26 protein-coding genes are annotated in these 24,004 nt (G+C 34.2%); 17 read left to right on the top strand and 9 right to left on the bottom strand.

Annotated features, from left to right (window positions below):
* Nucleotides 1-15 precede the first annotated feature (15 nt).
* The 3 genes from NEH74_RS06255 to NEH74_RS06245 all read left to right on the top strand — a co-directional run bounded on the left by NEH74_RS06255 (nt 16) and on the right by NEH74_RS06245 (nt 3,871).
* Nucleotides 16-828, top strand: coding sequence for a MetQ/NlpA family ABC transporter substrate-binding protein (locus NEH74_RS06255; protein ID WP_055242894.1), 813 nt, complete (start codon nt 16-18; stop codon nt 826-828).
* A 164-nt stretch (nt 829-992) separates the two neighbouring features.
* Entirely contained in the window at nt 993-2,453 is a 1,461-nt protein-coding gene (locus tag NEH74_RS06250) for a leucyl aminopeptidase (RefSeq protein WP_055276657.1), read from the top strand.
* Nucleotides 2,454-2,569: 116 nt separating this feature from the next.
* The gene (locus tag NEH74_RS06245) at nt 2,570-3,871 is read left to right on the top strand and encodes an alanine/glycine:cation symporter family protein (RefSeq protein WP_055276656.1); all 1,302 of its coding nucleotides are present in this window, start codon (nt 2,570-2,572) and stop codon (nt 3,869-3,871) included.
* Between the two features lie 24 nt (nt 3,872-3,895).
* Here NEH74_RS06245 and NEH74_RS06240 read toward each other — a convergent pair whose 3' ends face one another.
* Nucleotides 3,896-4,465 (bottom strand): hypothetical protein, encoded by a 570-nt coding sequence (locus NEH74_RS06240; protein ID WP_055242888.1) that lies wholly within the window; start codon nt 4,463-4,465, stop codon nt 3,896-3,898.
* A gap of 52 nt (nt 4,466-4,517) precedes the next feature.
* Nucleotides 4,518-5,792, bottom strand: coding sequence for an SLC13 family permease (locus NEH74_RS06235; protein WP_055242885.1), 1,275 nt, complete (start codon nt 5,790-5,792; stop codon nt 4,518-4,520).
* A 326-nt stretch (nt 5,793-6,118) separates the two neighbouring features.
* Between NEH74_RS06235 and NEH74_RS06230 the strand changes: the two genes are divergently transcribed.
* Nucleotides 6,119-7,483 carry an MATE family efflux transporter gene (locus tag NEH74_RS06230; protein ID WP_262941197.1) on the top strand — a complete coding sequence of 455 codons (1,365 nt, stop codon included), beginning with the start codon at nt 6,119-6,121 and terminating at the stop codon, nt 7,481-7,483.
* A 15-nt stretch (nt 7,484-7,498) separates the two neighbouring features.
* Here NEH74_RS06230 and NEH74_RS06225 read toward each other — a convergent pair whose 3' ends face one another.
* Nucleotides 7,499-8,017, bottom strand: a complete 519-nt coding sequence (locus NEH74_RS06225; RefSeq protein WP_237252748.1) for a nitroreductase family protein — start codon at nt 8,015-8,017, stop codon at nt 7,499-7,501.
* Nucleotides 8,018-8,267: 250 nt separating this feature from the next.
* Between NEH74_RS06225 and NEH74_RS06220 the strand changes: the two genes are divergently transcribed.
* The 6 genes from NEH74_RS06220 (at nt 8,268) to NEH74_RS06195 (ending at nt 11,619) form a co-directional block, all read left to right on the top strand.
* Nucleotides 8,268-8,489: a spore coat associated protein CotJA gene (locus NEH74_RS06220; protein ID WP_055304477.1), complete on the top strand. Its 222-nt coding sequence runs from the start codon at nt 8,268-8,270 to the stop codon at nt 8,487-8,489.
* Nucleotides 8,482-8,730 (top strand): spore coat protein CotJB, encoded by a 249-nt coding sequence (locus NEH74_RS06215; RefSeq protein WP_055304479.1) that lies wholly within the window; start codon nt 8,482-8,484, stop codon nt 8,728-8,730. The genes NEH74_RS06220 and NEH74_RS06215 overlap by 8 nt, the downstream gene beginning before the upstream one ends.
* A gap of 14 nt (nt 8,731-8,744) precedes the next feature.
* On the top strand, nt 8,745-9,332 hold the full coding sequence (locus NEH74_RS06210; RefSeq protein ID WP_055304481.1) for a manganese catalase family protein: 588 nt from the start codon (nt 8,745-8,747) through the stop codon (nt 9,330-9,332).
* Nucleotides 9,333-9,931: 599 nt separating this feature from the next.
* Nucleotides 9,932-10,765, top strand: coding sequence for a spore coat associated protein CotJA (locus NEH74_RS06205; RefSeq protein WP_262941196.1), 834 nt, complete (start codon nt 9,932-9,934; stop codon nt 10,763-10,765).
* A complete protein-coding gene (locus NEH74_RS06200; RefSeq protein WP_055245291.1) occupies nt 10,765-11,013 on the top strand; it encodes a spore coat protein CotJB in 249 nt (82 codons plus the stop codon). The genes NEH74_RS06205 and NEH74_RS06200 overlap by 1 nt, the downstream gene beginning before the upstream one ends.
* A 15-nt stretch (nt 11,014-11,028) precedes the next feature.
* A complete protein-coding gene (locus NEH74_RS06195) occupies nt 11,029-11,619 on the top strand; it encodes a manganese catalase family protein (protein ID WP_055245293.1) in 591 nt (196 codons plus the stop codon).
* Between the two features lie 68 nt (nt 11,620-11,687).
* Here NEH74_RS06195 and NEH74_RS06190 read toward each other — a convergent pair whose 3' ends face one another.
* Together NEH74_RS06190 and NEH74_RS06185 are read right to left on the bottom strand one after the other, a co-directional pair.
* Nucleotides 11,688-13,349, bottom strand: a complete 1,662-nt coding sequence (locus NEH74_RS06190) for a SulP family inorganic anion transporter (protein ID WP_055304485.1) — start codon at nt 13,347-13,349, stop codon at nt 11,688-11,690.
* Between the two features lie 142 nt (nt 13,350-13,491).
* Nucleotides 13,492-15,105, bottom strand: coding sequence for a DEAD/DEAH box helicase (locus NEH74_RS06185; RefSeq protein WP_055244570.1), 1,614 nt, complete (start codon nt 15,103-15,105; stop codon nt 13,492-13,494).
* Nucleotides 15,106-15,651: 546 nt separating this feature from the next.
* Here NEH74_RS06185 and NEH74_RS06180 point away from each other — a divergent pair.
* The 4 genes from NEH74_RS06180 (at nt 15,652) to NEH74_RS06165 (ending at nt 19,865) form a co-directional block, all read left to right on the top strand.
* Nucleotides 15,652-17,235 (top strand): ABC-F family ATP-binding cassette domain-containing protein, encoded by a 1,584-nt coding sequence (locus NEH74_RS06180; RefSeq protein WP_055244572.1) that lies wholly within the window; start codon nt 15,652-15,654, stop codon nt 17,233-17,235.
* Between the two features lie 342 nt (nt 17,236-17,577).
* Nucleotides 17,578-18,012, top strand: a complete 435-nt coding sequence (locus NEH74_RS06175) for a GNAT family N-acetyltransferase (RefSeq protein WP_212724635.1) — start codon at nt 17,578-17,580, stop codon at nt 18,010-18,012.
* Between the two features lie 273 nt (nt 18,013-18,285).
* Nucleotides 18,286-18,987, top strand: a complete 702-nt coding sequence (locus tag NEH74_RS06170; RefSeq protein ID WP_055304487.1) for a hypothetical protein — start codon at nt 18,286-18,288, stop codon at nt 18,985-18,987.
* A gap of 14 nt (nt 18,988-19,001) precedes the next feature.
* A complete protein-coding gene (locus tag NEH74_RS06165) occupies nt 19,002-19,865 on the top strand; it encodes a stalk domain-containing protein (protein WP_055304489.1) in 864 nt (287 codons plus the stop codon).
* Nucleotides 19,866-19,904: 39 nt separating this feature from the next.
* Here the strand turns inward: NEH74_RS06165 and NEH74_RS06160 are convergent, their stop codons facing one another.
* Genes NEH74_RS06160 through NEH74_RS06150 form a run of 3 tightly spaced genes read right to left on the bottom strand, consistent with a single transcriptional unit; the run spans nt 19,905 to nt 21,359 of the window.
* Nucleotides 19,905-20,837 carry a CPBP family intramembrane glutamic endopeptidase gene (locus tag NEH74_RS06160; RefSeq protein WP_262941195.1) on the bottom strand — a complete coding sequence of 311 codons (933 nt, stop codon included), beginning with the start codon at nt 20,835-20,837 and terminating at the stop codon, nt 19,905-19,907.
* 47 nt (nt 20,838-20,884) lie between these two features.
* Nucleotides 20,885-21,043 carry a hypothetical protein gene (locus NEH74_RS06155; RefSeq protein WP_262941194.1) on the bottom strand — a complete coding sequence of 53 codons (159 nt, stop codon included), beginning with the start codon at nt 21,041-21,043 and terminating at the stop codon, nt 20,885-20,887.
* 1 nt (nt 21,044) lies between these two features.
* Nucleotides 21,045-21,359 (bottom strand): YbjQ family protein, encoded by a 315-nt coding sequence (locus NEH74_RS06150; RefSeq protein WP_055244581.1) that lies wholly within the window; start codon nt 21,357-21,359, stop codon nt 21,045-21,047.
* Nucleotides 21,360-21,660: 301 nt separating this feature from the next.
* On the opposite strand from NEH74_RS06150, the gene NEH74_RS06145 reads away from it, so the two are divergent.
* On the top strand, nt 21,661-21,846 hold the full coding sequence (locus NEH74_RS06145; protein WP_055244583.1) for a (2Fe-2S)-binding protein: 186 nt from the start codon (nt 21,661-21,663) through the stop codon (nt 21,844-21,846).
* A 158-nt stretch (nt 21,847-22,004) separates the two neighbouring features.
* Here NEH74_RS06145 and NEH74_RS06140 read toward each other — a convergent pair whose 3' ends face one another.
* Complete coding sequence (locus NEH74_RS06140) at nt 22,005-22,217, bottom strand: zinc ribbon domain-containing protein (RefSeq protein WP_055244585.1); 213 nt, start codon at nt 22,215-22,217, stop codon at nt 22,005-22,007.
* A gap of 374 nt (nt 22,218-22,591) precedes the next feature.
* On the opposite strand from NEH74_RS06140, the gene NEH74_RS06135 reads away from it, so the two are divergent.
* The gene (locus NEH74_RS06135; RefSeq protein WP_055244587.1) at nt 22,592-23,320 is read left to right on the top strand and encodes a YebC/PmpR family DNA-binding transcriptional regulator; all 729 of its coding nucleotides are present in this window, start codon (nt 22,592-22,594) and stop codon (nt 23,318-23,320) included.
* A 261-nt stretch (nt 23,321-23,581) separates the two neighbouring features.
* The gene (locus NEH74_RS06130; RefSeq protein ID WP_055277608.1) at nt 23,582-23,962 is read left to right on the top strand and encodes a hypothetical protein; all 381 of its coding nucleotides are present in this window, start codon (nt 23,582-23,584) and stop codon (nt 23,960-23,962) included.
* Nucleotides 23,963-24,004 lie beyond the last annotated feature (42 nt).

Below are 24,004 nucleotides of genomic sequence, written 5' to 3'. Positions count from 1 at the left end.
AGGAGGAAGTTAAAAATGAAAAAATTATCATTAGGTTTATTAAGTTTAGTGGCAGCTATTTCTTTAGTTGGATGTGGAAATAGTGGTGAAGAGAAAACAACATTAAAAGTTGGAGCAACAGCTGTTCCTCATGCAGAGATTTTAGAACAAGCCAAACCATTACTTAAGGAAAAAGGAATTGAATTAGATGTTGTCACATTCCAAGACTATGTCTTACCCAATACAACTTTAGATGAAGGAGAATTAGATGCGAACTACTTCCAGCACATCCCTTACTTAGAGGGATTTAATGAAGAGCATGGAACACATCTAGTTAATGCAGGTGGAATTCACATCGAGCCAATCGGTATTTACTCTAAAAATTATAAATCTTTAGATGAATTACCTGAAGGCGCTACAATTATCATGAGTAATTCAGTTGCTGATCATGGACGTATGTTATCCTTATTACAAACAGAAGGATTAATTACTTTAGATTCTAATGTAGATGCTAGTGTTGCTACAGTAGAAGATATTATTGAAAATCCTAAAAACTTAACATTCAAAACCGATATTGATCCAGGTATGTTAGTTACTGTTTATGAACAAAATGAAGGAGATGCGGTTTTAATTAACACAAACTATGCATTAGACGGTGGATTAAATCCAATGACTGATTCTATTGCTATGGAAGGATCTGAATCTCCTTATGTAAATATCATCGCTGTTAATAGCGGAGATGAAAACCGTGATGATATTAAAACATTAGTTGAAGTTTTACGTTCTAAAGAAATCCAAGATTTCATTGTTGAAACATATGCAGGAGCGGTTGTTCCTGTTTCTGAATAATTCATTTAAAAGCACTCAAGTAAATCGAGTGCTTTTTCATATCCTACGTTTAAAAAGTATGAAATAATAAATGCTATAAAAGAGCCATAATATAAATTGATAGATTATACCATAGATACAGGTAATTTATGGTATAATATTAAAACAAAGAAAGGGTGAGAACGATGATTGAATTCAAATCGAGTTTAAAGATTAAAAATGAAAAAACAAATTTAGTAGTTGGCGTTTTCTCAGATATCTCTCATGACATTATTACTCAATTAGATAAAGCATTAAATAAACGTTTATCAGTTTCATTAGAAGAGGGATTAATTCCAACTAACTTTAAAGATATCACGCCAATTTATCCATTAGGGCAAATTGAAAGTAAAAAAGTTTATATTGTGGGATTAGGCAAATCAACAGATTTTACGGTTGAAAAATGTCGTAAAGTTTTAGGAAAAGTCGCAAAAGCAGCAAAAGAGGATGTAACCATCTTATTAGAAACATTCGATTGTAAAGCTGTCTCAATTAATGAATTAGCGACAGTTTGTGCTGAAGCTATCACTTTATCAACATATAAAATGGAAACTTATAAGACTGAAGAGAAAGCTACAACACCTGTTAATTTCTTCATCCATTGCGATTCACAAATTACAGATGATTTAAATCGTGGAGTGATTTACGGAGAGGCAACAAACAGTGCTCGTCAATTATTAAATGAGCCAGGTAATAAATTAACGGCAACAGATTTAGCGAGTCATATCGCTCAATTCGCTAATGAACATGAATTAGAAATTCGCATCGTTGAAAAAGATGAAATGGAACAACTAGGAATGGGTGGAATCCTTGGTGTTAACCGCGGATCCGTCCAACCTCCAAAAATGATTGTCGTGAAATATCAAGGAACACCACGCTTTGAAAATATCACTGCCTTAGTTGGTAAAGGTTTAACGTTCGATACAGGTGGATATTGTCTAAAACCACGTTCTGGGATGGAAGCAATGAAAGGTGATATGGGGGGAGCCGCTTCTGCATTCGGTGCTTTCCAAGTTGCGGTACGCTTAAACTTACCAGTCAACTTATTACTTGTTATTCCATCAACAGATAACATGATTAGCGGAGATGCAATCAAACCTGGTGATATCCTAACAACAATGAGTGGGAAAACTGTCGAAGTAACAAACACAGATGCTGAGGGACGTTTAATCTTAGCAGATGGTATCACATTTGCTAAACACTTAGGTGCAAGCAAAATCATTGATTTAGCTACTTTAACAGGAGCAATTATTGCAGCATTAGGTGCTGATACAACAGGAGCCTTTACTAATAACCAAGCCTTCTTAGATGAATTTCAGAAAGCTGCTGATTTAACAAATGAATATATGTGGCAAATGCCTTTATTCCCTCGTGATCAAAAAGCTCTTCGTAATAGTGATGTAGCTGATTTAAACAATGCTCCAATCGGAAAACCTGGAGCGATTATGGCTGCAGCCTTCTTAAAAGAATTCGTTGAAGATACACCATGGATTCACTTAGATATTGCTGGAACTGCTGATTCAAAAACAGCTTATGATTTAGGTCCAAAAGGTGGAACTGGAGTTATGGTTCGTACAATCGCAAAATACTTAGAATTACAAGGATAATGCCTAATCTAAAGAGATATCGTCTAACGATATCTCTTTTTTTGTTTTTAATCATAATCCTCCACTTCTTAAAATACATTAGATATTAATTATGAAACATTGATGGAGGATTAAATATGTCAGAACTAGTCAAAGATTTGGAACATATTATCTGGTCATACTTAGCAATTCCAATATTGTTATTTGTTAGTTTAATATTTACGTTCTATTTTCAAGGCGTTCAATTTAGATTTAAAAAAATGATTCAGTGCTTAACTAAAAAATCATCTAATAGTAGTGTGTCCTCCTTTCAGTCATTTACAATGGCATTAGCTGCGCGAGTAGGCGTTGGTTCATTAGCTGGAGTTGCTCTTGGAATTTACATCGGAGGACCTGGAAGTGTATTTTGGATGTGGATAAGCGCCTTAATTACAGCAGCCGCTTCATTCGTTGAAAGTACACTTGCACAACTGTATAAAAAAAGAGATGGGGATATTTATATTGGAGGGCCTGCTTACTACATTGAATATGGAATGCATCAAAAAGGATTTGCAGTTATTTATGCTTTTATTATCGTCTTAACCTATACATTTGGCTTCAGTGCAATTCAAGCCAATACTATTGCAACGTCATTTAGGGATGTATTATCTATTCCTCCACTATTAACTGGAGTTGGATTAGCATTGATCACTTCAATGATTATTTTTGGTGGGGCTTCAACAATTGCTAAAATGACATCAAAGATTGTTCCAATTATGGCTCTATTCTATATAGGAATTGGTCTTTTTGTTATGATTACTCACTTTGATTATATTCCAACTTTTTTTATGACTATTTTCCAAGATGCTTTTCAGCCATCTCCCTTAATTGGAGGAACCGTGATGTATACCATCATCATTGGAATTAAACGTGGTGTTTTTTCTAATGAAGCTGGAATGGGATCGGGTGCTCATGCAGCCGCGGTAACTAATAGCGATAATCCTACTGATCAAGGCTATATTCAATCTTTTGGAGTTTATGTTACAACACTATTTATTTGTACGATTACTGCTTTTTTAATTATGGTGACTAATGCCGTGGAAGTTGGCACGACTCACAGTAATGGAATCGAGTTAACTCAGTATGCTTTAACAGAACTATTTGGCCCAATTGGTGGAGTTATTTTAGCGATTTCTATTTTCTTCTTCGCTTTTAGTACCATTTTAACTGGATATTTTTATGGTGAATGTAATGTAAAATATTTATGTAAGAATGAAAAGATTCTTTATCCTGTCAGAGTAATTGTGTTAATTGTGATTTTGATTTCATCCATCGGCTCAGCCTCATTGATTTGGTCACTTGTCGACTTAGGAGTTGCATTAACTGCCACAATTAATGTTATGGCCCTTTGTTATTTGGCTAAAGAGGTTAAAGTTATTATGAATAAGAAAAGGTCGTAAAGTTAAACTTTACGACCTTTTCTGTTATTTTACTGGAGTTTCTAAAAATTGAATTAATGAGCATGGCTCACCATCATCAAATAAACGTTCTGAATCATCTACTGTTTTACGGATTTCATCCTTAATTTCATCTAGCTTTTGTAAAATTGTATCTGTATGGAATGTTTCTACGTTATAGTATAAAAATAAATCTTCAAACGCTTTAGCTGTTCGATTTAACTCTTGATTAATTTTAATAAACGAAGTGATATTTTTACTCTTAGCTGCATTTTGGAAATGTTCTAAATCAAGGCGAATCATTTCAATTACATCATCTTCATTTTCGTATTCTTTTAAGGGAAGTGGATACGGTTTAAGACGTTCTAAGAAATAACGATTTGATCGATTGATATTATAAACATAAGATAATTTAAATTCTCCAATATGAAATCTCACATAACAACATTTTGCACTTAATTGGAGAACTTCTCCCCCCATTTGTCTTAGTTTCATTTCATGTTGCTCAGCTTCCATTTCTAAATAACTAGCTTGAGTTAAAACGCCTGAAGTTGTATAAGATCGAGTAGGTCTATAAGTTCGCGAGTATTTTGACATAATTCATTCTCCTTTAAAAGAAGTAATAGTATTTATAGGATATTTATTCTAATTAGACATAAAAGATCAGAATATAGACTGTGGAAATGGCAACAGCAATTATCATGATTGGGAACCCAATTTTCAAAAAGTCACCGAATGATAGTTTATATCCTTTTTTGTGCAACATCCCACTAACAATAACATTAGATGAAGCACCAACGATACTACCATTTCCACCTAAACATGCACCTAAAGCTAATGACCACCATAAAGCCGTTGTATCCATTCCTGTCATTTGTCCGATATTTAAAATTAACGGAATCATAGTTGCGACGAATGGGATATTATCTAAGAAAGCCGAAGCAATGGCCGCTACCCATAAGATTAATAGTGACGTAATCATCACACTTCCACCTGTTAGGCTAATTAATCCACTTGCTAATACTTCAAGGACACCTACTGTTTCAAGTGCTCCAACCATAACGAATAATCCCATAAAGAAGAAGATGGTTGGCCACTCTACTTCCTCTAACACTTCTTCTACGTCAACTTTACTAATTAATAAAAGAATACCAGCACCTAATAAGGCAATAGTCGCTGATTCAATTCCGATTGCATGGTGTGTAGCAAATCCAGCAATTGTTAACAATAAGATAATTCCACTTTTTTTGAGTAGGGTTGAATCAGTAATTGCCTTAGACACATCAAACTGTTCAATTTTCTTCTTATTATCTTCACTAATGTGTAATTGTTTATGGAATATAAGTTTTAAAATCAATAACACAACAGTGAAAATAACAAGCACAATCGGTCCTAAATTAAATAAAACATCCGTAAAAGATAATCCTGTTGCCCCACTAATCATAATGATGGTTGGATCCCCGATTGATGTCGCAAGCCCACCAATATTTGCACTAAAGACTTCGGTTAATAAAAACGGTATTGCATTTAAACCTAATGTTTCTGTTATAACAAAGGTCACTGGAGCAATTAATAAAATGGTTGTAACATTATCGAGTAAAGCAGATGAAACAGCAGTAATAATAGCGAAATAAACCATAATTCGCCAAGGACTTCCCTTTGATAACTTAGCTGTTTTAATTGCAACGTATTGGAAAATTCCTGTACGCTTTAAAATGTTAACAATAATCATCATTCCAATTAATAAACCAACGGTATTAAAATCAATAAATTCTAAAGCTTGTTCTTGATTAAAGATATGAAAAACTACCATTAGAACTGCTGCAATTAATGCAATCACAGTTCGATTAAATTTTTCAGAAATAATAATTCCATAAGCAATCAGAAATATGATAATTGCAGGAAGAAAATGTGGATTTTCCAAGATGTTCACTCCTTTATGAAAATTTTGCAGAATTCATTATAGGATAATTGATTAGTAATTAATACACGTAATTTATGTAATAATTAGTGATAAAATAGATAATTTTAGTTTATAATTGGATTATTTTCATAATTTATGGAACAAAATCAAATTTATAAACCGTTTTATCACCTACTTATACTAATTATTAATATTTACTTTTTTTGAATATTTAGTCCTATGAGACGATGACTTATTTTAATTTTAAAATACACCCACATTTTTTTAATACCCGTAGAATTAGACATACTAAAACAGAATGATTTAAGTAATGGAGTGAAACATTAATGAAAGCAAATTGTAGTAGTGAATTCTTGGGAACTGAAAAAATTAGCAAACTCCTTTTGTCTTTTTCTATGCCCGCTTTTATCGCCATGCTTGCTAGTGGTATTTATAATATAGTCGATACTATCTTTGTAGCGAAAGGAATCGGAACTTTAGCTATAGGTGGGATTGGGATTGTTTTTCCCATTCAAACGTTATATGCTGCATTTGCTCAAATGATCTCCATTGGAGCAGCTTCAGCAATTTCAAGAAGTTTAGGTGAACAAAATAATAATCGTGCTAATCAGGTAATGACTAATGCCTATATTTTGACAACCATTATCTCAATCTTATTAATGATTACTAGCTTCTTTTTTATTAATCAAATCTTATATATCTTTGGATCAAATGAAGAATTAATTCCTTATGCACGTGATTATTTGCTCATTTCAATCTGGGCTATTCCTTTTAATGCTCTTGCTTTACTTTCTAGCGCTGTCTTTCGTTCCGAAGGAAATATTAAAATTTCAATGATCACAGTGTTAATTGGATCATTATTCAATATAGCACTCGATCTTTTATTCATTTTTGTTTTAAACTGGGGAATTAAAGGTGCAGCTTTAGCTACTGTCCTTGCACAAGCCTTAGCGACTGCTTTTTCTTTATTCTTTATTCTTAGTCATCGCAGTATTGTTACGTTTGAGCGAAAATACTTCATCCCAAATTTAAAAGTTTCCACTTCAATTATTAGTGTGGGGTTTTCGGCCTTTGCACGAAATGGAGCAAGCTCACTCTTTGCTCTCATCACGAACGCAACCTTAAGAAGTTATGGAGGAACTGTTTCGCTAACAGCCTTTGGAACAGTTAATCGAATCATCTCCTTTTTCTTTTTACCCATCATGGGAATCAATCAAGGATTACAACCGATCGCTAGTTATAACTACGGAGCCAAACAACCGGATCGAATTAAACAAGTCGTTAAACTCGCACTTATATATACGACGATCATCGGGGCTATTGGATCAATCGTCGGAATTTTATTTCCAAGTACGGTGATTAACTTATTTACAAAAGATAAAAGTTTAATTTCCGAGGCAACTTTTGTTTTACGATTACAACTTCTTTTCTTTTGGACCATCGGACTACAAATGGTAGCCTCAACCTTTTATCAATCATTAGGAAAACCAATCCCTTCACTATTTCTTTCAATCCTTAGACAATTCATTATTTTAATCCCACTTATTCTCATCTTACCTCGATATACCTCACTTGGATTAAACGGTGTCTGGTATTCTTTTCCCATTTCTGATTTTACGGCCTTTGTTATTTCAGCCCTTATTCTTTGGCGAGCTTGGCATCATCTTAATAAAAAAAGCGACGACAATTAATTGTCGTCGCTTTTTTTAATCGATAATCGTCCATGTTCCTCTTCGTTGTTCAGGTTCTTCCGGTGTGTTTACACGTTCGCCTAAGGCAACACCACCCATAAATTCATAACCCTCTGGAATTTTTAATTTTCCTTCATAGTCATAAAACTTTTCACTTTGATTCAACGCTTTAACTTCATCAATCCAACAACTTGCAAGATTTAAATCTTCAGCAGCAAGTAAAATATTTTGAGTACACACTGCGCAATCAACCATAGCATTAGTTGCAAGTTTATCACCTAAAATCAAAATTAGAGCTGGTGCTCCATAAAAATAATCATGTCCTATATGGCCTTTAACCATTCCAATCTCATCATTTAATTGATGAATAATCTCACAGTTTAAAATACCAACTAGAAACCAAGGCTGCTCATTATTACAACTTGGCGCACTAAGACCACATTTGATTAATAGTTCCAACTGATTTTTCGATAATTTTGTGCCTTTAAATTCATGATGGCTTCTTCGTTTAGCAATTGCTTCTAGTGTATTCAACAAATCATCTCCCTTCATCAACTATTAACATTATTAGCGTATCCAAAATCTTTAAACGTAATCGATAATTTTATTTCTTAAATTTTAATTTAACGAGATAATCATCCTTTTCATTGAAAAATGTCGATCATATACTAAAGCATGCGGATGAGAATTTAATCCCGCTACTATTTATCCTGTCATAAATAGTCACTTACAAATAAACGATCTAATTAACATAATTATAGATAAACTACTGGACGGTGAAAGAATGTATACCAATAAAACTGATTTTTATCAAAATGATTACTATTATGATAAGCAGAAACTCACATGCTCCAACTTACCTTTAGCAACAGCTTACGTTCGACCACAATCTTACAAAAATTTAAATAGTCCATTTCAAACGCTAAAACAAGGGACTTTTTTTGCCGATCTTTATGATCCATATAAACCACGAAAAGTATCTAAAGGAGGCCGTTACGATGAGTAAAGAAGTACTTCTTAGAAAACTCCAAGCGTTGAACTTGATAGCTGTTGATCTTCAACTCTTTCTTGATACTCACCCAGGAAATAAAGAAGCATTAGAAGATTATAGACAAGTCACTAAACAATATCAAAAACTTAGAGAAGATTATGAATATGAATATGGACCACTTACTAACTTTGGTTATATGACTTCATTTGATCAATATAGTTGGGTTAATGATCCATGGCCTTGGGAACAACGTTAAGAGGAGATGAGAGTATGTGGATTTATGAAAAAAAATTACAGTATCCAGTCGACATTAAACAACGTGATTTGAGAATGGCGAAAGCCATTTATGAAGAATTAGGAGGAGCCGATGGGGAATTATCAGCTTCTATGGAATATCTACAACAACGTTACACAATGCCAACTGGGAAATCAATTGCAACCTTAACTGATATCGGAACAGAAGAGCTAGCACATCTTGAAATCGTCTCTTCTTTAATTTTTCAATTAACTGCTGGAGCAACAATGGAAGAGATTAAACGTGCTGGTTTTGATGGAATATATGCTTCACGTGGTACTTCTGTATTCCTAGCTGATCCTGAAAACACACCTTGGACAGCTGCTTATATTGATATGAAAGGTGATCCAGTTGCTGACATCACCTCGAATATGGGGGCTGAACAACGCGCTCGTGCTGGATATGAACACTTACTCGATATGACAACAGATGAAGATGTTAAAAAAGTCCTTTCTTATTTAAGAGAACGTGAAATTGTTCATTTCCAACGCTTTGGTGAAACACTAGTTCATGTTCAAGAGCACTTAGCTCATGATAAATATTTTTTCAAAGATAGCAAATGATAATTGATATACTAATCCCTTAATCTAATGATTAAGGGATTTTATTTTAATACTCGTTCAATGTCACCATTCTAAGCCAATAGACATATTTTAAATTAGGCAAGATGATGATGCCTATTAGTTTAAGAAGCTTCATTACTTGGAGGATGTTATGTAGTTTCTTAAACATGTTATATGGAGGTAATGCCTCCCATGTTCAGAAACGAGCATGGAGTAAGAGATCACTCTTCAACATCCTTTGAATTGCTGGAATTTCCTAAAGCTCATTCAACCACAACGTAAAAGCGAATAGCTTTAAGCGTGAAGGTGACGAAAGTAGAAAAAATGAATGAGATGGCATATGGTTAAATCCTAAGTGCTAGGACAATGGATCATCAGCAGGTAAGCCTCGAATAGAGGAAACTTCAACGACTATCCTAAATAGGAGTAGGCTATAAGCGATTGATAGCCGAAGCGGAGGATACCCTTCTACTTTATAAAAGGGTAATGATATAGTCTGCACTCATATGAAAATATGAGATGTTCTTCAATGAACTGCATGAGTCTAGCGAGCTCATGTGAACAGTGTCAAAACATAGTCGTTTTGATTTGGTGCAAACGTGATTTATAATCCTTATAATACAACCGTTCAAAATCCAGGGCTTATGCAACCTGGTATGCTACAACAAACTAGTTATCCAGCAGCACAACAATCTTCTATGCTACAACAATCTAGCTATCCAGTAGCCCAACAATCTGTTATGCCTACAGCTGCTTATCCAACTTCAGCAACAACACAATTAGCTAACACAACTGCTTATCAACCCGTTCAACAAGCATTCCCAGCTGTTCAAGCTGTACCAGTTCCAGCTTGTGGTGTTCCTACTCCGGTTTGTGGAGTTCCAATGGCACAACCTGTGGTTATTCCTCAACCCGTTCAACAAGTCCAACCGGTTCAACCACAAATTGCTAGCACACAAGCAACGACTGCTCAACATAAAAAAACAACGTATGTTGAAGCCTATTTAGAACCAGTGGATGCACAGGTTCCATTAATGCAGCCAACTGTTTCAAAAAAAGTTGTTGAGAAAAAAACATATCCTGTAAGTGATGAGATTGTTTATGTTGAGCAAAAACCATTAAAAAATTCAACGATGCAAGATTATAACTTATATTTAATGGAAAATGAATATTATTCTGATGATGAACCTAATTACAAAAAAACGGTTCATACTACTTATCCACAAGCAAGGGCAGATAAGAAAGGTAGTCCATTAACTTGTGAAAATCTCCCTCTTGCTACAGCTTATGTTCGTATGCAACCTTATACTTCCTTAAATAATCCAACTGAAACCTTACAACAAGGAACAGCTTTTAATGAACTTTATGACGTCTATACTCCTCAAAAAGTTGCTCAACCTAACATCTTTATGTTAAAAGGGGGATGTCGATAATGAATAAAAAACAATTTTTATTACAACTTCAAGCGGTTAACTTAATTGCAGTTGATTTACATCTTTTCCTAGATACACATCCGGATAATAAAGAAGCTTTAAATGATTATGAAAAAGTATCTAAACAATATCAATCACTAAAACAGCAATATGAACAACAATTTGGTCCCCTTGTGAGTTTTGGATATTCTTCAAGTGTTGAACATTACAAATGGGTTGATGAACCTTGGCCTTGGCAAAATAAATAAGGAGGAGTTTAGACTATGTGGATTTATGAAAAAAGACTGCAATTCCCAGTAGATATCAAAAAACGTGATCCAAAAATGGCAAAAGCAATTTTTGATGCATTAGGTGGTGCTGATGGTGAATTAGCTGCTTCAATGGAATATCTTCAACAACGTTATAGTATGCCAACTGGTCAATCAATTGCAACTTTAACGGATATCGGAACTGAAGAACTAGCGCATCTTGAAATTGTTTCATCAATGATTTATCAACTAACTGATGGAGCAAGTATTGATGAGCTTAAAAAAGCTGGTTTAGATGGTGTTTATGCTGGACGTGGAACAAGTATCTTCTTAGCAGATCCTGAAGGAACACCTTGGACAGCTGCTTATATTGATATGAAAGGTGATCCAGTAGCAGATATTACATCAAATATGGCTGCTGAACAACGCGCTCGTGCGGGTTATGAACATTTACTAGATTTAGCAACGGATGATGAAGTCGTTCGTGTTTTATCTTATTTACGCGAACGAGAAGTTGTTCACTTCCAACGTTTTGGTGAAACATTAATGCATGTTCAAGATTTCTGTGCAACAAATCGTCATTTCTTTATGGATGATCATCACTAATCAAACTTCATTTAATAAAAAAGAGCTTCTATTCACTTTTTGAATAGAAGCTCTTTTCACTATATCGTTTAATGTAACTTAACAATTTCTTTTGCTCGTGCAATAGCTTGATCAAAATGACGACAAACTTGCGCTCGTCCAATTTCACATACCAATCCAACACGCTTAATGACTTTATAAGGACTGTCATTAACTTCACTTAAAATTAATGTCGTGTTTGAACGCTGACAGTTATCATGTAATAAATTTAAAGCATGAACAGCTGTCGCATCAATAACTGGAACATTACGAAGGCGAATAATTAACACTTTTGATGGTCCTTGTAACGATTGAATAGAATCTAAGAATTTATCCGCAGCTCCAAAGAAGAATGGCCCATTAATTTCATAAATTAAAATTTCATCTGATAAAGCTTCTTTTAATTCTTCATCTAATAATTCTAAATCGTCATCGTCATCATTCATTTCAATTCCTTGGATATCTGTGACATCCGTCATACGCTTCATAAATAAGAATGATGTTAATACCATTCCAACACTGATAGCTAATGTTAAATCAAATAAAACAGTTAAGAAGAACGTTGATAATAAGACAACGACATCACTTTTTGGTGCACTTAATAATTTTTTAAACATACGCCATTCGCTCATATTATAAGAAACCATAATTAAGACAGCAGCTAATGTCGCTAGCGGAATCATTTTTACAAGTGGCATTAAGAATAATAAAATAAATAGTAATGTAATGGCATGAACAACTCCTGCAATTGGAGTACGCCCCCCATTTTTAATATTCGCCACTGTCCGCGCAATCGCACCTGTTGCAGGCATTCCCCCAAATAAACCAGAGGCAATATTGGCAACCCCCTCAGCCACTAACTCCATATTTGAACGATGCTTACTTCCAATCATTCCGTCTGAAACAACGGCTGAAAGTAATGATTCAAGAGAACATAAGAAAGCGATAGTGAAAGCTGGTGACAACAAAGTTTCAATTTTACTCCATGTTATATGTGGAATTGACGGCATTGGGAATGACGATGATAAATTCGTGTATTGGGTCCCAATCGTTTGAACATCTAATTTTAAAAGAGCAACTAGAGCCGTCGTCACAATAATTGAAATTAATGAAGCGGGAATTTTCTTATTAATTTTGGGCCAAATAATTAAAATAGCTAATGCAATAGCTCCAATCATAAATGGCATCCATTGTATTTGATCAAATGATGCAAAATAAAGTTTCCACTTATCAATAAATCCTGTTGGGACCGCACCAAGATTCATCCCAAAGAAGTCTTTAATTTGTGAACTAAAAATGGTTAATGCAATCCCACTCGTAAATCCAACAGTAATTGGATAGGGGATATACTTGATGACACTTCCTAATTTCAATAATCCAAATAAAATTAAAATAATTCCAGCTAAGATTGTTGTAATTAATAATCCTTCCGTTCCATGAGCAGCTACAACACTATAAACAACCACCATAAATGTTGCACTCGGTCCACCAATTTGAACACGACTTCCACCAAGTAAAGAAATAAAGAAACCTGCAATAATAGCGGTATATAGCCCCTGTTCAGGGGAAACACCTGAAGAAATAGCTAACGCGATTGATAGTGGCAATGCAATAATTGCGACAATCAATCCAGCAATAACGTCTTTGACGAATTGCTCCTTATTATAAGTTTTCATAACTGATAGTAACTTAGGCTTTAACCTTGTCGACACCTTTCATACTCCCTTTCGAATTAGTTGCTTCAGACATTAAATTTTCTAATATTTAGCAATTAAAACAACGGTTAATATTATACCACAGGAAAAAGCCTCCATAACACGTTATGAAGGCTTTTTTTACACATTATTCTTACAATTATCTACCTTTTGGAGCTGTTGCACCTGGTGCAGTTTTTTCAGCACGAACTGGTTTACCGTTAATTAATTTAGAGTTTAATTTACGGATAATTGCATTTGCATGTGCTTTATCTACATTAATGAATGAGAATTTTTTATAAACATCGATATCTCCGATTGCACGAGCTGGGATATCTGATTTTTTCGTTAACATTCCAACGAAGTCTTTAGCTTTAACTTTTTGTTTAGATCCAACGTTTACGAATAAACGAACTTCGTTTTTACGCATACCTTTAGATTTATTGTTTGATGTCACTTCTTCGATATGTGCGTACTCTTTCGTACTTTGACCAATGTTCATACGTAATAATCCTGCAGCAACTTGCTCTAAGCTGTATCCTTTTTCTAAGATTGCAGCGATTAATTCGTTTTCTTTTGTAAAGTCTTGTCCTTCTAAGTTAGCAATCACATCTTCGATAACGTTGCTTGAACGTTTTTCTTGGATTTGCTCAACTGTTGGGATAGGCATTTTAGACATTTTTGTTTTTGTATAGTCTTCGATACGACGGATACGGAACATATCTTTTCCGAATACAAATGTAATTGATAATCCAGTCATACCTGCACGACCTGTACGTCCGATACGGTGTACATAGTTTTCTTCATTTAAAGGAATATCGTAGTTGAATACTGCTTCAACGTTGCTTACGTCGATTCCACGAGCTGCAATATCAGTTGCTACTAAGATATTAACGTTTTTACGACGGAAGCTATTCATAACGCGGTCACGTTGAGCTTGTTTTAAATCTCCGTGTAACCCTTCAGTTACGTATCCCTCTTCTTGTAATTTAGAAACTAATTCATCAACTTCACGTTTAGTGTTTGTGAACACGATTGATGAAGTTAATCCCATCATATCGATGCAACGGATCATTGCATGAACGCGGTCTTGACGTTTTACTTCAACGAAGTATTGATCGATTTTTTTGTTTGATAATTCTTCTGAAACAACTTTAACGATTTCAGGAGATTTTTGATAAGTTTTAGCGATGTTCATGATTTCACGTGCCATTGTCGCTGAGAACATAACTGTTTGACGAGATTCAGGAGTTTTTTCTAAGATTTCTTCGATATCATCTTTGAATCCCATGTTTAACATTTCATCAGCTTCATCTAAAACTAACATTTTTAAGTTTTCTAATTTTAAAGTTCCACGGCGCATGTGGTCCATAACACGCCCTGGCGTACCAACAACGATTTGAACACCTTTTTTAAGCGCGCGGATTTGAGGATCGTATGATTGTCCTCCATAGATTGATAAAATGTGCACGTCACGCATATTGCGAGCGAACTTTTTAGATTCTTCATGAACTTGGACAGCTAATTCACGAGTTGGACATAATACTAATGCTTGAACGTTGCGATTCTTAGGATCGATTTTCTCAAGGATTGGTAACATGAATGCAGCAGTTTTTCCTGTTCCTGTTTGTGCTTGTCCGATAATATCTTTTCCAGATAATACAACTGGGATTGCCTCTGCTTGGATTGGTGATGGTTTAACGTAACCAATTTCTTCAATTGCCTTTAAAATTGCAGGCGATAAAGCAAGATCTTTAAATGTAATTTCAGTCATTCTTTGCTTCCTTTCTATTTAAACACAAAAAAACGTAAATGAACCAACGATCACTTACGATAGTGTATGTTTTTACGAAGTGTCCACTTATTATACAATAATTTTTTTTCATTTGCAATACGAGTCAGATGATGTTATCGCTTCCGCTACGCCTATTCTATTTAAGTCTACACAAATGTATACCCAATGTGAATTCTATAGATGGATGTGCTCTAATTCAAGCCAAATTAGCTTTATTAGCATCCAGTTCTGCTCGTCTTAACGGATGATTTGTTAACTTTTAGCCAACCATTAATTCTTATTGTCTGGTTCGAGCCCCTACGTTATTTCTGTGTCCCAATTTAAACATTTTTATCAACTTTATTATGAACGAATTTATCTCTTAATTTTCATTGATAAAAAAGAAAAATGAGTTATTTTTTCCCATTTAGATTCAAGTGATCATCTCAACTGCTGTTAATGAATGGGCATGGCTAATCATTCATGTAATAAAGATAAAAAATATGATATAATGTTTCAAGATAAATTACACGGAGGTGTTGTTACATGCTTACAGTCTCTAATGTCGGTTTACGATATGGTGATAAAAAGTTATTCGAAGAAGTTAACTTAAAATTCACTCCTGGAAACTGCTACGGTGTTATCGGAGCAAATGGAGCTGGAAAATCTACTTTTTTAAAAATCTTAGCAGGTGAAATTGAACCTAATACAGGACACGTAAGTTATCCAAAAGATTTACGTATGTCAGTTTTAAAACAGGATCATTATCAATATGATGAATTACCAGTTTTAGAAACTGTTATCCGCGGAAATGAACGTTTATTCCAAATCACTGAAGAGAAAAATGCATTATACATGAAGCCTGACTTCAATGAGGAAGATGGAATTCGTGCAGCTGAACTTGAAGGTGAATTCGCTGAATTAAACGGATGGGAAGCTGAATCTGATGCGGCTGCTTTATTACAAGGATTAGGAATCCCAACTGAATTACACGATAAATTAATGAAAGATTTAACAGGGGCCGAAAAGGTCAAAGTTTTATTAGCTCAAGCTTTATTCGGAAATCCTGATATTTTAGTTCTTGATGAGCCTACCAACCACTTAGATATCCAATCAATCAACTGGTTAGAAGAGTTCTTAATCAACTTTGAAGGGACAGTTATCGTTGTATCCCATGACCGTCACTTCTTAAACAAAGTGTGTACACACATCTGTGATGTTGACTTTGGAAAAATCAAATTATTCGTTGGTAACTACGACTTCTGGTACGAATCAAGTCAATTATTAAACCGTATGGCTAAAGAAGCTAACAAGAAAAAAGAAGAACAAATTAAAGAATTACAAGATTTCATCGCTCGTTTCTCGGCTAATGCCTCTAAATCTAAACAAGCGACATCTCGTAAAAAATTATTAGATAAAATCAAATTAGAAGACTTAGAGCCATCAAGTCGTCGCTATCCATACGTTGGATTCAAACCTGAACGTGAAGTTGGAAATGATATCTTAATGGTTGAAGGGTTAACAAAAACAGTGGATGGAGTTAAAGTGTTAGATAACGTTAGCTTCATGGTTCGTAAAGACGATAAAATTGCATTCATCGGAGACGAAATTGCTGTTACAACCTTATTCAAAATCTTAAATGGAGAAATGGAAGCAGATAGTGGAACATTCAAGTTCGGTGTTACAATCAAAACTGCTTACTTCCCAAAAGATAACTCAGAATTCTTTAACGGTTCTGAATTATCACTAGTTGACTGGTTACGTCAATATTCTGATGACCAAACAGAAAGCTACGTTCGTGGATTCTTAGGACGCATGTTATTCTCTGGTGAAGAAGCCCTTAAAAAAGCTTCAGTTTTATCAGGGGGAGAAAAAGTACGTTGTATGTTATCACGCATGATGTTAGCAAATGCCAACGTTTTAATGCTTGATCAACCAACTAACCACTTAGACCTTGAGTCAATCACAGCACTTAATAACGGATTAAAAGACTTCACAAGCAACGTCTTATTCGCATCACATGACCACCAATTCATCCAAACAATTGCTAACCGTATTATCGACATCAAAGAAGACGGTTCAATCGTTGACAAACAAACAACATACGATGAATATTTAGCTTTAGCATAAAAAGCTGAGAGATGCGCTTAACTCGGCGTAAAAGTGGAGCCCCCATTCTAACTAAAAGTTAGGTTTCCACCACTGATGGGGTGATATTGCCTATCGTTCGGTAGGAGACTTTATAGAGCAGTTGCGCCTCGAAGCTAGATTCGGGCATGACGCTCATTTCTAAGCTTTTATATACTTAACCACGTACATTTTTGTACGTGGTTTTTTATTTTTTCATCATTTTGATGACAGATAGAGTCAAATACTCAAAGTTTATCACTAGTTTTGCGATGCCGTATAAATGCCTACGCTCCTGATTATAATGAATATACCAAGGATAATCGTTTATAAGGGGGAGCAAAAATGATTACACTAAGACCTATTTCAAAAGATAATTTCTGGGACTGCATAGATCTAGCGGTCCATCCCGAACAACAAAGCTTTGTCACTTCAAATGCTATTTCAATTGCCCAGTCTAAGGTACAGCCTGAATGTATCCCACTAGCAATCTATCATGAGGATGTGATGGTAGGATTCGTCATGTATTGCCTTGATACTGACGATGATGAGTATTGGATTTATCGCCTGATGATTGATCAACACTATCAAAATCAAGGATTTGGTACTGAAGCTCTCCACCAAGTGATTGAACTCATCAAAGATGATAAAACTCGTCACCAAATCTTTTTAGGTGTTCATATTGAAAGTGAATCTGCGATTCATCTCTATAAACAAGTAGGATTCGAATTTAATGGACAAATTTTTGGTCAAGAACATGTGATGGTACTAAATTACTAATTATCTTCATTTCTAATCTTATTTAACAATCTGTCTCTTCATTAAATTCATCTTCCTATCCTACTATAAAGTACTATTTGACTAACTTAGCATTTAAAACATCATCTCATCACGGCTAAATGAATTAATAAACTTCAATAAAATAGGGAAACAGTGATGAAGTTGTTTCCTTATTTTGTTATTTACATTGTATTTTCCTTTTTTTTCATCTAAAATGATTACTGAATCACTTATTTTGGGGAATTTTTAAAATGATGAAAATGGAGGAGTTTTATGCAGCGTAATATTTCAAAGAAGCCAATTATTATTTTAGGTAGTTTATTGACTCTATTAATAGTGGTTACCATCATTTATGGTATTTCATCAGCTAAAAATAAAGAACTAAAACTCGAACAATTAATCGACACATCTTATGAAGTCTTAGATGTTCGTCGTCATAAAAAAGAAAAAACCTATGAGGTTGATATTCAAGCTGAGCTCTCGTATGCTGATAATATTTTATTAGCCAATAAATTATTAAAAGAACTTGAACAATATGATCAAACAAATGCCGTGAAGTTAAACATGAACGTTTATCAACAAAAACCAACAAAAACGACAAAAGATTCAGTTGATTTCACCGATCAAGCATATCGCTATACCATTGAAACAAATGGTTCTTACATTTATCAATACGAGCCACTCCATACAGCGAATTTAACTAACGATTTATTATTCTCAACTGAATGGGAGATTAAAGATTCACAGCTATCTAAAAATGAACTCACTTTCAGTGCCATCTTACCGAAAACATTATCACCAGAAGAAGTGACATCACTATTAAATGAGTTAGCCGATGAAATGATTCGTTACAATTTTAAAAATACCGAAAAAGCTTCGGCCACGATTCAATCAGAAATTAGTGATACAGAAACTTATTACTATTTATCTGAGCAGCCAAATTATTTAATTTATAAAACACGTTTAATCGGTTAAGGGGGAACTCAGTTATGAAATATCCAATCATTTTTTTATTTTCGCTTTTACCAGCTTTCTTAACAAGTAACCAAGAAACATTAAAGCCAATTAATATTCCTGTCGATATTCATGAAGATTTTGCATCATTAGATGACATCATGGCTACTTTAGAAGGAAGTGTGACTTTAGATGAAGAAACAGATACTTATACATACAGAATTCAAGGTCAAGAAATTAAACTAAATCTTAACTACGGATATAGCGAGGTGAATGGCGAAAATGAGGCTTTATTCATAGAAATTGACAAAGAAACAAATTTAATGACGATTAAATGGGTAACACCTCAGCTCATTGATGATGAAATTTATGTTCCTATTCAATATATCGAGCGAGTATTGGATGCAACTTATACAGACCATGCCTTTACCGTTCAAGTCAAAGAAACCGTTGTTGAAGAAGAGGACTCTGACGAAGAAGAACTTATCCGAGAAGTCACTCCTGAAGATGAGCAAGAAATACCGAAGCCATCCAATACATCAAAACCAAATCAAATCGAGCAAAAGCCAACTCAAACTCCTAATAATCCGAACGATGTGGAACAAAAACCAACCCCTCCTATACAAACAGAAGATGAGCAACCGAGTGATGAACCTACTCAAACTCCTATTCAACCTGAATCAAAACCTGAAGAAGAACCTAAGCCACCTGTAGAGGAAGATAAAGAGGAATCTGAAGATCCACAACCACCAATTGATGACTCAGAAGATTTTAACCCCCTCCCTCCAATCAATCATCCAGCTGATTCCGAAAAAGAGGAAGAGTCTGAGTCAGAGAATTCAAATGAAGATTTAATGTTATCTGATCAAGTCTCTCAGTCAGAACAGGTTGATAACTAAATTATAAAAAAGGCAAAATGGAATTTCCATTTTGCCTTTTTATGTTGTTATAATAGTCAGAATAATTACGACAAAGCTAATGACGAGGTAACCAATCATCCCTCCATTACCAAAAATGGTTTGAACTAATCGATGGCGATGAATATGAATATAATAGGTTCCTGAATTCAGATTGATTTTTTTCATCAGTTTAATTAACCCAACAATTCCTACAACAAGAATCGTAAAAACGACTCCTATGGCTAACGCAATTCGTATCACTTCTGTACCATCACCTAATATAGCTGGCATAATAACGGCGCTCATCCCATTAATAAAGATATGTAAAATGATAGCATACTGAACTCGATTAGTTTTTAATGTGACATAGGCAAAAATAGCTCCTAAAGCTGTGGCATAAAAAACTTGAGATAAATTTCCGTGATACACTCCAAAGGTAACTGCTGAAACTAAAATAGCCACTTTATCACCATATAATTTGATTTTATCGATTAGAATTTTCCTAAATAGGATTTCTTCAATAATAGGGGATAAAATGACGCCACAAATAAATAATCCGATTGAAGACGTCCCAACAACGAGATTTTCTCCAACATTTGTAATGAAATTTCCTTTTAAAGATTCAATGGCTGCCATTAATAATAGGGTGAATAAATTAAAGACATATGCCAATGTGTAAGCTATACATCCATATTCAATGAGATCAAAAAGTTTTAGTTTCTGTACACCGTCCATTGAAATACTCGGTAAATCTTTAACCATCCAACAAAATAAAGGAAATCCAATTAAATAAAAACCAATCACTATTAATATCCAAGTGAGCCATTGTGATTGTAACCAAGGAGAGTCCATGGTTTTTAAAATCGCGATTATAGCCAATTGAATCCCATTAACTACTAGAAAACTAATCGCCAGTGAAAATCCGATTCGACTAAATACTTCTTTAGGTTGTAATTCCAATTTCAAATTCATCTCCCTTCCCTCCAAAATAAAAACTAGAGAGATTCTCTAGTTTTCGTTTAATAGTCCTTATAATCTTTGAATTTTTCTTTTTCAGTTTTTCGTTCTCGTTGTCGTTCTGTAACCTTTGCGATGAGTAAGCCAATTACAACTAGAATTCCACTCAGATAAAAAAGTAATATCCCACCAATAACCATGTTTACCCATATCGTCATCACCTTATTTCACCACCACGGCTGTTCCATAGGCCACCATCTCTGCTGCTCCAGCCATGACAGCAGATGACATTAATCGAACCCCTACAATCGCATTTGCTCCAATACTTTGTGCCTCATCTGCCATTCGTCCAAATGCAATTTGACGAGCTTCTATGAGCATCTCATTATAGCCGTTGAGTTCTCCACCAACAATTGTTTTAAGTGAAGCACTGATGTCCTTTCCAATATGCTTAGAACGTACCGTACTTCCTTTGACTAGTCCCTTAACTTCAACAATCTCTTTCCCTGGAATTGAATCTGTTGTCACAATCAACATTTTGATTCCTCCCTCCGCTATCTGTTAAAGTATATGACGAATTTATTCTACTTATGTCTAATAAAAATCCATCCCTTCTAGAATTCAAAATGGATAGTTATTCTCAATCAAGCTTCCTTTGATTTTAACAGAACCTGTGGATAACTAAATCACGAAATCCATGACCTTATTAAGTCATTGCTCCTGATTAGATAAAAAAACTTCTATTATATTTTTATATCCAACCTTAAAAAGCAATCAGCTTGTTTGAAACCATGACTTCAGATAAAATGGAAACATAAAGAAAAAAGGAGGAAGTATAATGGATTTAAATCAAAAAATTTGCTACTGCTTCAATGTAACAGTTGGAGATATTAAAAAAGAAATTGAATCAGGTTCAACAACATTACAAGAAATTCAATCAGAAACAAAAGCAGGAACGGCTTGTAAAGGATGCGTTAAACGTCTACAAGAAACAATTGATGCTTTATTAGCAGAAAAAGCTTAATCGTATAAGATTAGAGGAGGTCTAAATTTAGACCTCCTCTTTCTCATATTAAAAAATGTTAAATAGCCTAGATAATTACTCACTTTAACTAGCTCAGGGAATACAAACTATTCAAGCATATCACCTATAAGTAATAAACTTCATATCTTTATTTCCTATTATCCTCCAATTAAGAAATCGAAGATATTTTCTAAATCACTTGTTGTTCCTTTATACATTTCTGTATACTTACATTTCGTACAAGTAATAGTCGTAAATCTGCGATTTTGTACATCAAACAATTTAGAAATTCCACTACCTGTGGCACAAAATTCATCTACTTCATAACTGTTATTTTCACATTTGGGACAAACATACTTTTCAATCTTCATAACCTCACCTCATTTAGTAAAAAATAATCTACTCATTATCAATATTAGTTATACATTATATGAAAAAAAAGAACTTGAATATGATGATTATTTCTTTTAGATACACAGAACAATTTATATTAATCTAGATAAAAACTTTTATAAAAGAATAGTTTTCTTTCATAGACGTATCTATAAAGTCTAACTTCAGATTATCATATTTTAATTCACTAAGATGTCAATTTATGTCTAATATTGCATTTTTCAGGGATGAGAAGTCCATAATTCGGATAAAACTTGAAAAGATAGGAGTGAGAGGAGTATAATAAATAAATGTATAGTTAGTATTCTGACAATCGTCATTTAATAAAAATTACAATTAGGAGTGATACCCAATGGGTCGTAAGTGGAATAACATTAAATACGGTAAAGCTGCAAAAGATGCCGCTCGTTCAAAAGTTTTAGCTCGTTTCGGAAAAGAAATTTACATGGCAGCTAAAAATGGTGATCCAGATCCAGCCTTAAACCGTAACTTAGCTTCTGTTATTGACCGTGCTAAAGTTGCAGGGGTTAACCGTGAAATCATTGACCGCGCAATCAATAAAGCAAAAGGTGGTTCAGATGAGAACTATGATTTCATCCGTTATGAAGGATATGGACCAAATGGTTCTGCCGTTATCGTTGATACATTAACAGACAACGTAAACCGTACAGTTGCTGAAGTTCGTTCAGCTTTCAATAAAAATGGTGGAAAAATCGGTGTAAGTGGTGCCGTAGCCTTCATGTTCGAAGCAACTGCATTATTCGGATTCAATGGAAACTCTGCTGATGAAATTTTAGAAGGATTAATGGAAGCAGACGTAGACGTTCGTGACGTTGAAGAAGAAGATGGAGAAATCACAGTATACGCTGATCAAGATCAATTCCATGCCGTACAAACAGCATTAAATGAAATGGGAATCACTGAATTCGAAGTTGCTGAATTAACAATGTTACCAACATCAACAGTAGAATTAGAAGGTGACGCATTAGCTAAATTCTTAAAATTATTAGACGTTTTAGAAGACTTAGACGATGTACAACAAGTACACCACAACGTAGAATTACCAGAAGAAGAAGAATAAAAGGTTGCCCTAAAGGATAACAATATCTAAATTCTAACGAATTAGATATTCTAAAAAGTTGCAGGTAACTCGAAGCTAGATTGGGGCACTTTTTCCTACTCTAGTCTTCTCTGTACCACGTACGTAGTACGTGGTATTTTTATTTTAAAATTAAGAGGATAGAAAAATCTCCTCATATCTCATCAGATGAAGGATGATAATAACAATAAAGTACGTATTTACGCTATTTATTATTTTCTCTACTGAAAGGAAGTTTACCAAATGGAAATTAAAACGAAACATAAGAAGTTCAAAAGCTTTACAGACTTATATAGCTTTATGGTTGATGGGCATTTAGAAGAAATCAGTGTCACTATGAAATACCCAGATGGAACTAAAAGTAATGGAATTATGCCAATTGATATGGTTTTATCATTCAAATGTATTGAAGATATCAAGTCATTAGATAAAGAATTAAAAGAGTTAGCGACTAAGCATAATGAAGATATTAATAAGGTTAGAGAAATTGCTGAAACTTATAATGAAATGAATCATTTTGATGATGAAGAAGGCGAGATTCAATCTCAACTAGAAAATATCGAATCAAGCAATGAATTAAAACAAATCATTCAACAATTAGTGAATGAACGTCTACAAGCTTAATCACTTATTTTAAATAATGTTCTAAAAGGGGCTGTATCAAAA

The sequence above is a fragment of the Turicibacter sp. GALT-G1 genome, from assembly GCF_025594995.1.
Classification (GTDB): domain Bacteria; phylum Bacillota_I; class Bacilli_A; order MOL361; family Turicibacteraceae; genus Turicibacter; species Turicibacter bilis.
The sequence above is the reverse complement of the archived record's forward strand: the minus strand, read 5'-3'. Positions and strand labels throughout refer to the sequence as shown.